Origin of the sequence: Streptomyces sp. M2CJ-2, from assembly GCF_016757295.1 — a bacterium.
Lineage (GTDB): Bacteria > Actinomycetota > Actinomycetes > Streptomycetales > Streptomycetaceae > Streptomyces.
The window spans coordinates 1-2389 of the sequence record NZ_JAESIF010000188.1; the positions used below are offsets into that span (position 1 = coordinate 1).

The 2389-nt window shown below is 69.9% G+C and carries 2 protein-coding genes; both read right to left on the reverse strand.

What is annotated here, in order from left to right:
* Positions 1–63 precede the first annotated feature (63 nt).
* On the reverse strand, positions 64–837 hold the full coding sequence (gene istB, locus JL475_RS38595) for an IS21-like element helper ATPase IstB (protein WP_202282862.1): 774 nt from the start codon (positions 835–837) through the stop codon (positions 64–66).
* Complete coding sequence (istA, locus tag JL475_RS38600; RefSeq protein ID WP_202282863.1) at positions 834–2252, reverse strand: IS21 family transposase; 1419 nt, start codon at positions 2250–2252, stop codon at positions 834–836. The genes istB and istA overlap by 4 nt, the downstream gene beginning before the upstream one ends.
* Positions 2253–2389: the final 137 nt, after the last annotated feature.

Genomic DNA, 2389 nt, shown 5'->3' on the forward strand with positions numbered 1-2389 from the left:
TGTCGGCGTACGGGCTGTAGTGCAGAGGTATGTACGGGCTGATGTACAGAGCTTGAGACCGTGTCAGCTGACGGCGGTGATGCCGCCTTCGATGGCGGTGAGGCGGTTCTTCAGCCGGTAGCTGGCGCCGTTGATGGCGAGGATCTCGCAGTGGTGCAGGAGGCGGTCGATGATGGCGGTGGCCAGAACGTCGTCGCCGAAGACCTGGCCCCACTCACTGAAACTCTTGTTCGAGGTCAGCAAGGTCGAGCCCTTCTCGTAGCGCTTGGAGAGCATCTGGAAGACGAGGTTCGCCTCGTCACGCTCCAGCGGGAGGTATCCGACCTCATCGACCACGAGGACGTTGGGCCGCAGGTAGGTGCGGAGTTTGCTGGCCAGGCGGCCGATGGCGTCGGCGGCTTTGAGCTGGCGGACCATGTCGTCGAGGGTCGTGAAGTAGATCGTGTAGCCGGCCCGGCAGGCGGCGACCGCCAGGGCGACCGCGAGGTGTGTTTTCCCTACCCCCGGCGGGCCGAGCAGGGCGACGTTGGCCCTGGCCTCGACGAACGCGAGGGTGGCCAGGTCCTTGACCTTCCTGGGATCGAGTTCGGGCTGGTAGGAGAAGTCGTACTCCTCGATCGTCTTGTAGTGCGGCAGCCGGGACAGCCGCAGGGCATGGCGGAAGCGGCGCTCTTCACGGACGGCGAGTTCTTCTTCCAGGACCAGGTCGAGGAAGTCGAGGTAGGCCATCTGACCGGCGTCGGCCCGGCCGACGTGCTCGGCCAGCGACTGAGTCAGGTGGGGCAGGCCGAGCTTGGTGGCGGTGGCGCGGATCCGGGCGGTGACCAGCTCGCTCAACGCGTGTCCTTGGGGTCGAGGGGGGCGGGGGTGAAGGGGCGGGTGCCGGTGATCTGGTCGTAGAGCGCCAGCGGCCGGGTGCCGACGTGGACCTGCGCGGCTCTGGCCCGGGTCAGCAGGGAGACCAGCCCGCCGGGCTCGGTGTCCGTGCGGGCCGGCCTGGCCGCGGGCGTGCCGGGATCGGTGGTGGTGGCGCGGGTATGTCCGTCGGGCAGGCACTGCCAGTGCGCCTCGTCCACGATGATGCGGGCGCCGCGGCCGACCGCGCGCGGATGGACGGCCAGCAGCGTGATGCCCTGGGCGTCGGGCACGGTGGAGTGCAGCGCGACCGAGGCCGCCGAGGCCCTGACCTCGACCAGCTGGCGGTGGCGGACCTTGGTGGCGGGCACCGAGTAGAGGTTGGCGTCGAAGGCGACCAGGCAGTCCTTGCCGACGTGCCGCAAAAACCGGTCGGCCACGAGGTAGGGGCGGGCCGGCAGCGGCCGCAGCGCGGCGTGATCCCGCGCGGCCCGCACGCCGATCACTTCGCCGTGGGTGCGGTGGGTGCGGGCCCGGCGCCGGGGGACCCAGGCCATGAACGCCCCGTCCAGGTCGTCCAGCCCGGAGAAGGCCCGGCCGGCCAGTACGTGGTCGCGGACGATGGTCACCTGGCGTTCGACCCGGCCCTTGCCGGTGGGCCGGTAGGCGGCCAGCACGTCGATGTCGAAGTCGTAGTGCCCGGCGAACGCGACGGCCTCCGGATGCAGGGGGACCGCCTCGCCGGGTGCGACGTGGCGGCGGACCACGGTCTTGGTCCGGTCGTAGACGATCACGCCGGGCACCCCGCCGTAGTGCGCGAACGCCCGGCGGTGGCAGTCCCAGAAGGCCGCCAGGTTCTGGCTGGTGGTGAAGCAGCAGAACGGATCCCGGGAATAAGACAGGACCATGTGGAAGGAGTAGACCTTCGGGATCCCGACGTGGGCCAGGATGCCGCCCTCGTCGCCCCAGTCGACCTGGGCCTGGGCGCCGGGCACCACCTCGAAGCGACGGTGGAGGCGGGCCAGCTCCCGCGGGGTGTATCCGAGCTCCTCCGCGATCCTGGGGCGGGCCTGCTGCACATACAGCTTGACGCGCTGGTAGTGGTGCGGGAAGCCGTACTGCTCGACGAGACGCTCATGGATCACCGCGGCTTTCAGCAGCACCTCGGCCCGCAGCCAGGCATCGATCACATGCGCCCATGGCTTGATCACCTGGTTGCCCAGATCCGACCGCGGTGCCGGAGCCGGAGGCTCGGGCGGCCCGTCGCTCTCCAGATACTTCTTGACCGTGCGCCAGTTCAGGCCGGTCTCCCGGGCGATCTCCGAGATGCTCGCGCCCGCCTCATGCAGAGACCGGAAGCGCCGCAACTCCAGCCACCGCTCCGGTTCCAGCAGCATGCTCCGGGCCTCCCTCATCGCCTCATAACATCAGCGACAGGCTCCTCCCACCGGCCCGGCCCCCGGCCAGACACGCCGGAGCACCTCTGCAGATCAACCCGTACGCACCTCTGCACCAGAGCCCGTACGCCGACACC